Annotated in this window: 6 protein-coding genes; 3 read left to right on the top strand and 3 right to left on the bottom strand. The window is 65.2% G+C overall.

Translation table 11 applies throughout. From position 1 onward, the window contains the following. Positions 1-543 (bottom strand): TonB-dependent receptor plug domain-containing protein (locus tag AAFM29_RS15710; RefSeq protein WP_341713724.1); only part of this gene is annotated, 543 nt, incomplete at its 3' end. A gap of 172 nt (positions 544-715) precedes the next feature. Here AAFM29_RS15710 and AAFM29_RS15705 point away from each other — a divergent pair. The 3 genes from AAFM29_RS15705 (at position 716) to AAFM29_RS15695 (ending at position 5,833) form a co-directional block, all read left to right on the top strand. Next, positions 716-2,050 carry an MFS transporter gene (locus AAFM29_RS15705; protein WP_341713723.1) on the top strand — a complete coding sequence of 445 codons (1,335 nt, stop codon included), beginning with the start codon at positions 716-718 and terminating at the stop codon, positions 2,048-2,050. Between the two features lie 8 nt (positions 2,051-2,058). Then, a complete protein-coding gene (locus AAFM29_RS15700) occupies positions 2,059-3,096 on the top strand; it encodes a LacI family DNA-binding transcriptional regulator (protein WP_341713722.1) in 1,038 nt (345 codons plus the stop codon). A 310-nt stretch (positions 3,097-3,406) separates the two neighbouring features. Further along, the gene (locus AAFM29_RS15695; protein WP_341713721.1) at positions 3,407-5,833 is read left to right on the top strand and encodes an EAL domain-containing protein; all 2,427 of its coding nucleotides are present in this window, start codon (positions 3,407-3,409) and stop codon (positions 5,831-5,833) included. An 89-nt stretch (positions 5,834-5,922) separates the two neighbouring features. Here the strand turns inward: AAFM29_RS15695 and AAFM29_RS15690 are convergent, their stop codons facing one another. Together AAFM29_RS15690 and AAFM29_RS15685 are read right to left on the bottom strand one after the other, a co-directional pair. After that, positions 5,923-7,692 (bottom strand): ParB/RepB/Spo0J family partition protein, encoded by a 1,770-nt coding sequence (locus tag AAFM29_RS15690; protein ID WP_341713720.1) that lies wholly within the window; start codon positions 7,690-7,692, stop codon positions 5,923-5,925. A gap of 184 nt (positions 7,693-7,876) precedes the next feature. After that, positions 7,877-8,122: a hypothetical protein gene (locus AAFM29_RS15685; protein WP_341713719.1), complete on the bottom strand. Its 246-nt coding sequence runs from the start codon at positions 8,120-8,122 to the stop codon at positions 7,877-7,879. Between the last annotated feature and the right edge of the window lie 362 nt (positions 8,123-8,484).

Genomic DNA, 8,484 nt, shown 5'->3' with positions numbered 1-8,484 from the left:
ACCCTGCAAGGCCCCTCCTTCTCGCTCACCGGTCTTGGAAATGAAGTTGATGATGCCGCCTGGCGAATTCGAGGCGAAGGTCGAGGCCGAGCCGCCGCGAATGGCTTCGACCCGCGCGACATTGCGGTCCGCCCGGAGAAAATTGTCCGCGTTGCCAAAGATGATGTCGCCGAATTCGAGGATCGGGAGGCCGTCCTCCTGAAGCTGGATATACCGCGCGCCGCCGGTCGAAACCGGTATGCCGCGAACCGCGATATTGGCGTTGCCTTCGCCGCCCGAGGCTTCGGAACGGATCCCGGGGATCTGGCGGATGAGGTCGGCGGAAGAGCTCGGGTTCAGGTCCGCGATCGAATCGGCACCGATCGAGCTCACCGAGACCGAGCTTTCCAGCCGGTTCTGGCCACGGGCGACGCCGGTAACGATGATCACATCGTCGCCGGGCGCTGGCTCGCCCTGGGCGACAGACACCTCTTCCTGCGCGAAAGCCGGGGTTGAAAGGGCATTCAGCGCAACGCCGAAAGCCAAAGCGTGACGAAACCTCATGGCCGGAACTCTCCTCGATATCTCGCACCATCCTGTGCGATTCGCAGTGAGGCATAGATCGATTGCAAACGATTGCAACAGCAAAGTTGCAAACGATTGCAATGCTGCGCAATCTATGTCACGAAAATGCCGCAACGCCGACACGATAACGGCGACAGAGAGGATTCCGTCCATGCAAGCTGCCGCAAAACCACGGCTTTCGCTTCTGCGAATCATCGAGATGAACATCGGTTTCTTCGGACTGCAGTTCAGTTTCGGACTGCAGCAGGCCAATATGGGGCCGATCTACGGTTTCCTCGGTGCCGACGAGGCGACGATGCCGCTGCTGTGGCTGGCGGGCCCGATGACCGGCCTGCTGGTCCAGCCGATCGTCGGCGCCATGAGCGACCGCACCAACTCGCGCTTCGGCCGGCGCACCCCCTACTTCCTCATCGGTGCAATCATCTGCACGATCGGACTGTTCCTGATGCCCTATTCTTCGTCGCTATGGATGGCCGCATCGCTGCTCTGGATTCTCGATGCGGGCAACAACATCACCATGGAGCCATATCGCGCCTATGTCGCCGATCGCCTCCAGGCAGACCAGCGCTCGACAGGCTTCCTCACACAGAGCGCCTTCACGGGTCTCGCCCAAACCCTGTCCTACATGGCGCCAACCCTGCTTACCGCATTCGTCGCGCGCGACGTGCTCGATCACAACGGCATCCCGGCAATCGTCCGCATCGCATTCGTCATCGGCGCGATCCTCTCGATCTCGACCATCATATGGTCGGTCTGGCGGGTCCCGGAACTGGCGCTGTCAGACGACGAGAAGGCCAACCTCGAGCAAAAGCCAATGACCGTCGGGGCGACACTGGCCGAAATCGTAGACGCGATCCGCGAGATGCCCAGGCCGATGCGGCAGCTTGCCCTCGCCATGCTGTGCCAATGGTATGCGATGTTCGCCTATTGGCAGTACATCGCATTCGCTGTCGGGCGGGCGCTCTACCATACTTCCGACCCTTCGAGTACCGCATTTCGCGAAGCAACCCTGACGACCCAGCAGGCCGGGGCGTTCTACAATTTCATCGCCTTCATCGGCGCGCTGGCCTTGATTCCGGTGGTCGCGCGGCTCGGCGCGCGACTGGTCCATGCGGCATGCCTGGCGGCATCGGGCCTCGCCATGCTGCTCTTGCCCGGGATCGAGACTCCTCTTGCCCTGTTTGTGCTCATGCTCGGAATTGGTATCGGATGGGCCGGAATGATGGGCAATACATATGTGATGCTCGCCGACTCCATCCCCGCCGAACGCAATGGCATCTATATGGGTATCTTCAACATGTTCATCGTCATTCCCATGCTTGTCCAGACGCTGACCATGCCGCTCATCTACAATTCGCTCCTAGGCGGCGATCCGCGCAACGTCATAATGCTCGGGGGCGCGCTGATGGTGGTCGGGGCCATTGCCACACTGTTCGTCGATGCGGGACACCGCGTTCCTCGCGAACAACGGGCCCTGGCGCATTAGGCGCGTCCATGGGTAAATCCGACCTCCCTTCCGCAACCGATGCCCCGGACCGGGTCCGCACGATAACGGATCTTGCCAGGATCGCCGGCGTCTCTCCCGGCACGGTCTCGCGAGCGCTTTCCGGCAATAGTCTGGTCAACGCGAGGACGCGCGAGAAGATCGAGGCGATCGCGCGCGAGCATGGCTTTCGCCCGAACCAGATGGCCAGCAAGCTGCGCAGGCAAAAGACCGGCGTCATCGGTGTTGCCATCCCGCTGGGACACGATGTGAGGCAACAGATCTCCGATACCTTTTTCATGACGCTGCTGGGATATCTCGCGGACGAGCTGACCGAGAAGGGCTACGATCTCATGCTCCGGCGTGTAATTCCCGCACAGGACGAGGACTGGCTCGACCGGTTCATCGGATCGGGCATGATCGACGGCGTGATCGTCATTGGGCAATCCGACCAGTTCGAGCGGATCGAGAATGTGGCCGACGGCTACCTCCCCATGGTGGTCTGGGGCAATCACCAGGAAGGCCAGCGGCACTGCGTGGTAGGCACCGACAATCGCCTGGGCGGGAAGCTTGCCGCCGAGCGGCTCATCGCTGCCGGGGCAGGCAGCCTGGCCTTCCTCGGCGACACCCAGCCGGTCGAGTTCGCAGCCCGGTTTGCCGGCGCGAGAGAGGTTGCCGAACGGATGGGCGTTCCCATTCAGGCGCTGCCGACGCATCTATCGGTCGATCGCATGACCCTCGAAGTTGCCGAACATCTGGAGGCGATCCTGGGCGAGTGCGACGGCATCTTCGCTGCCACCGACACTATGGCGGTCGCCTGCCTCAAGGAGCTTCGCGAGCGCTCTATCCCCGTACCGGCATCGATGCGGATCGTCGGCTTCGACGACCTGCCGATCTCGAGCCATACCGTACCGCCGCTGACGACCGTAAGGCAGGATATTGCCGCCGGCGCGAAAGGGATCGTCGACCTGTTGTTGCGTCGCCTCGAGGGCGACGATACCGAGAGCCTGGTCCTTCCGCCCCACCTCATCGCCCGCGCAACCGCCTGAGCCCTTGTCGATCGGGCGGGCCTACCCGTCGCACGAACTGGATTGCCGCATGCGATGCCCGGTCGCGGGATCCCGTCATCGTCTCTCGCGCCTGACACTTGTCCCAACCTCACCTGCCAGACGATGGAATGCTCCGCCAAATATTTGAGTGCCTTAGGTGGTTTTCCCAGTGCCGGGTACACATTTCATGAACCACCGATCGTCAATACACTGGAACAAGTATCAAAGAAAATATCTCTGGTTAACCAGTAACAATACATCTTCCGATCTTAACTTGGTTTTATCGCAGGTAAACAGGGACAGGAATGGGATGCTGGGATTAGGAAAATTCGAACATGAACTGATCAGGCAGACTCCGCTGTCCCTGCTGGCGCTCACCCGCCACACCATCGAGCCGCATGAGGAAGAATGGTTCGCGCGCTGTCGGGCCGATTACCTGCGGTCGTTCCCCACGACGCTACTCGAACTGGTTCGCTCGGCCCTGCTGCTCGCTCTGGTCGGACCGCTGACCGGGATCGCCTATAGCCTGTTCGTAACGATCGGCTGCGGCGCGTTTCTGCTTGCCCAGATATCCCTGCGGCGGACCGAGGCAAGGCCCGGCGCGGACCAGGCTGCTGCACTTGAGACCCGCCGCCGGGTCTTTGCGCTGCGTGTGGGCTGGTGGCTTTGCGCGCTTGCCGGAGGCCTGGCCCTGGCGCCTGCGCCCAACGTCGCCGCGATCGCGGCGCTGGGCATCGTCATGATGGTTATCGATGGCCTGCGAGCCATGTCGCTGCCTTACCTCGCACTGGCCGCCAGCTTTAGCGGCGGGATCGTGACGGCCGGCGGGCTACTGCTCCGCGGTGGACAGGATGCCACACCCTACCTGCTCATGATCCTCGTCATTGCCGCCTTCCTGCACTGGTCGATATTCAACCTCTATTACCTCTTTGCCACCCGGCGTATCCGCACGAGGCGCCTCGCAGAAGCGAAGGAGACGGTTCAACTGCTCCTGAACCAGTATGACGACGATGGCAGCGACTGGCTCTACGAACTCGACGCCGAAGGCAGGATATTGAATCCCTCGGCGCGCTTCAGCGCCGCATGCGGATTGGCGGCAGAGGAGCTTGCAGGCATTACGCTCGCCATGTTGTTCCATGAAGGGAACCATCGTCGCACTCTGGCGAACCAGCTCGAACAGATAGAGCCGTTCCGCAACCTCGTCGTTCCGCTCACGGTCGATAATGCCGAACGATGGTGGTCGATCAGCGGTCGCCCGGTCGAGCACAGGCGGGGCCAGCAAGCCTGCTGGCGCGGCTTCATCTCCGACATCACCCAAGCGAAGGCCGCCGAAGCCCGGATTGCCTTCATGGCCCATTACGACCAGCTCACGGGCCTACCCAATCGCACCTTGTTCAACGCGACGCTCGAGCGCGAGATGGCGCGTTCGCCCGAGCCGGGACGGACCGGTCTGCTGTTCGTCGATCTCGACCACTTCAAGGAGATCAACGACGGCTACGGCCATGAGACCGGCGATGCGGTGCTTGGCGAAGTCGGACGCCGGCTCGAACTGGCCATCAGGCCGGGCGACATGGTGGCCAGGCTCGGCGGCGACGAGTTCGCTATCCTGCTGGCCGACCTGCCCTCTTGCGGAGTAGGTCTCGAGATCGCGGATCAAATCTTGCGGGCCATGCGCGAACCGGTCCTGCTCGAGGGCCACCTGCTTCCCCTGGGTGCGAGCATCGGCGCCGCCTTCGCGCCGCGCGACGGACTGACCGGGGAAGAGCTGCTGCGCTCGGCCGACCTTGCCATGTACAATGCCAAGCTCCGGGGCCGCGACGGTATCTCGATCTTCGACAATTCCATGCTCGACGAGTTGCAGAACCGCCGCGACCTAGCGCTCGGCCTGCGCAATGCGGTGGAACAAGGCGAGATGGAGCTGCATTACCAGCCGTTGGTCGAGATCTCCACCGGCGCCACGGTCGGCTATGAGGCGCTCCTGCGCTGGCACCATCCCGAGCGAGGGCTCGTATCGCCGACCGAATTCATCCCTATCGCCGAAGAAACCGGGCTCATCGTTCCCATCGGCGAGTGGATCATCCGCACGGCCTTGCACGATGCGGCCCAATGGCCAGAGCACCAGACCGTCGCTGTCAACGTATCGCCCGTGCAGCTGCGCGACGACCGCCTCATTCGCCTCATTGCCAATGCGCTCGCGACAAGCGGTGTCGCGGCCCAGCGCCTCGAACTGGAAATCACCGAGAGTCTGCTGATCCAGAATACCGACGAAGTGCTAGCCCTCCTGCATGACCTGCGCAGACTCGGCGTGCGGATCAGCCTCGACGATTTCGGGACGGGATATTCATCGCTGACCTACCTGCATTACTTTCCCTTCGACAAGATCAAGATCGACCAGAGCTTCGTCGAGGGCCTTGCCGACCGCGAAGATTGCCAGGCCATCATCCAGTCGGTGATTGCCCTGGCCGACGATCTCCACATGGTCACGACCGCGGAAGGGGTGGAGACCAAGAGGCAGCTCACCGCGCTGCGCGACCTGGGCTGCATCCAGGTCCAGGGCTTCTACTTCAGCCAGGCGCTGCCGGCACGCGAACTCGGCAACTCCCCGGCGGCGGCGCTTGCAGGAACGGAGGTCGAGGAAGGCAAGGTCCTGCGCATCGCACGGCGGGGTTCCGGCGTGAAGCCCGTCCAATACCGCAGGTCGCCACAAGCCCGAGGCCAGCGGGTCAAGGGCGCCTGACCCTGGCAGGCGAGCCGGAATCCGCCCCTTCGCGGTAGCGCGGCGGGCAACGGCACCGAAGCGCCGCCTCCAGCTTCGGTCGCTACCGTTCAGGCAGCGACGGGTTCGACCGGCGGCGCATCATCGCGCGCCCCGCCTTCCTGCTGCGCGCCCTCGACCTGCCACGCGGCGCGCCGCGCCGCGCCAACGGTCGCGACCCCGCCACGCTCGCTATAGGCGGCAGGCGGGAAGGCCATCCAGCGCGGCACCCAGCGCTCGACCTTCGGCCTCCCGCCTTCGCCGGAAAGATGGTCGCCGATCAGGCGCTTGAGGGTCGCGCCCGTCTCCTTGGCATGCGCAGCCGCGAGCGCGGCGCCGCCGAGTTCGCCAAGGATCGCCACCAGCACTTCCTTGTCGCGCAGCAGGCCGAAGAAGGCCTCGTCGGCCTGCCAGTGATCAGTCATGGCGATGCCCAGCTGCATGCCGAGCTGCTCGACGACCTCGCTGCCGATCGCCAGCGTCTCGGCCATGGCAAGCGCCATCGCCTGCATGACCTCGCTGTCCTCCAGCTGCAGCAGGCGATGCAGGACCGGGAGGAGGTCCGGGCCGTGGCCATGGCGGCACAGCGCCTCGCCTTCGAGCCCGAGCATGTCGAGAATGGCGCGGCGCCGTTCGGCAATGGCCTGCGCGGCAGGGCTCGCGGCAAGGCTTTGCGCGGTCGCCGCATCGCGACTGGCGGTGTCGGCGGGGCGCACCTGCCACAGCGGCGAACCGGCGATGGCATGCGCGACCATGACGCGCAGCGCCAGCGCGGGCTCGTTCGCGAGCCGCGCGCCCACCGCCGCATGGCGATGGAGGTCGACATAGGCTGTCTGCGCAGCGGTCATTTCTGGACGCTTGGTGGCGGCTTCGCCCTCGTTCGCCGCCCGCTGCGCCGCGCGCGCCTCGCGGCGCGAGAGATAGCCTTCGTGGACCGCGACTTCGCCATTGGCGCGCAGCTGGATATAGACCTTGCCGCCCTTGCGCCGCGCGGCATGCTCATACTCCCATCGCGCGAAATGCTCGGTGGCCGGAACCACCACCACGCCCGACCAACCGGCAGCGAGATAGGCCGCCTTGCGCTGCTCGACCTCGGCCATCTGCGCCTCCCAGAAGACCTTGCTGTCGGCGAAATAGCCGTGTTCGCCGAACAGGTCGGCGACGATCTCGCCGGGATAGGAATCGAGGTCGAACAGCGCGACCTCGGTCGAGATCGAGCTGCCGCCGAACAGCCAGCCCTTGAGCTGCCCGCCGCGCGGCGCGCGCGCCTCGGCATCGTCGAACAGCTCGAGCCAGGCCTTCTGCCGAGCCTTGCTGGCAAGCGTGAGGTGACGCAGCGTGGCGACATCGATGTCGCCCGCGCGATACGCCTCGCGGATGCGCGGCAGGAGATTGCCGAGCGCGAGGATGCGTTTGACCTGCAGCGGGGTGAGCGCGAAGCTCGCGGCGATATCCTCGACCCCGCGCCCTTTCTTCACCAGCCGGGTGAAGCTCTCCCATTGGGTGACTTCGTCGGGAGCCTCCCGCAGGAGGTTCTCGATCATCGAGATCTCCAGCGCTTCGGCATCGTCGCATTGGCCGATCACGATGCAGGGCAGGCTGCGCTGCTCGTCGCATTCCTTGGCGGCAGCGAGGCTCGCGACATAGCGGCGCCTGCCCGCGAGTATCTCGTAGCGGTCGGTCTCGTCGCGCGCGGGAAGCGCGCGCACGAACAGCGGCGAGAGCACGCCGCGCGCCCTGATCGAGGGCAGGATGTCCTCGACGTCGGGCTGCGCGCGCCCGCGCCGCATGTTGACGGGCGAGACCGAGAGCTGGTCGAGCGGGATTTGGTCGATATGCATGACGGGTACTCCTGTTCCTGGTTGATTGCTCGGGGGTGGCCCCGCCTCCCGGGCTTGGGGCAGCCGGGAGGCGGGACCGGGTGCCGCATCGGGAGGGGGAAGTCCGATGCGGGCTTGGTCCGCCGCTGGAGGGGCTACGGCGGAAAAGTCCTGCGAGGTCGCTGCGCCTGCCGCATCGCGCCGCTCAAAACAGGTCCAGCTGGTTGCGCGCATGGCTATCGAACAGCCCGTGGTCGGCGGGCCGCTGCCGCCTGCGCGGCAGCAAGGGCGCATTGGCAAGCACGGCGAGCCGGTCGCCCTGCGTCAGCGGCGCGACCCCGGGAACCAGCGTCTGGCACCCGGCCAGCGTATCCTCTGCCTCGAAGTCGCGACCCCGCAGCGGCCTATCCGCCTCGCCTGCGCCACCGCTTCCCGAATGATCTCGCCCCATGCACGCCTCCAACCCTGCCCTTCCCGCACACCGGCCCCGGAAGGGGCGGGGTGGGCGGCGACAGCGACTAGCAGGGCGCGGGGCGGACAGTCGCACCCGCATGATCGCCGTGGCCAGGCAGTGAAGGGGTCGGTCAGGGCTGCAATACAATGGAAGACCCGGCACCGCAGGGCCGGGTTGCGACTGGCCGAAACGTGCCCAGACGGGAGCGCCGCCCACCCCGCCACTTCCGCGGCCTCCCGACGACGCCGGCGCGCCTGCGCGCCGTCCGCGACACCCTGGCAATTGCGCCGGTCGGGCCGAGCGACCCGCGCAATCGCCAGGCAGGAGATGCGTTCCCCGATTGCGGCCGTGGCCATGAT

Origin of the sequence: Erythrobacter sp. (assembly GCF_038133525.1) — a bacterium.
GTDB lineage: Bacteria > Pseudomonadota > Alphaproteobacteria > Sphingomonadales > Sphingomonadaceae > Qipengyuania.
This window is presented reverse-complemented; position numbering and strand designations above follow the sequence as displayed.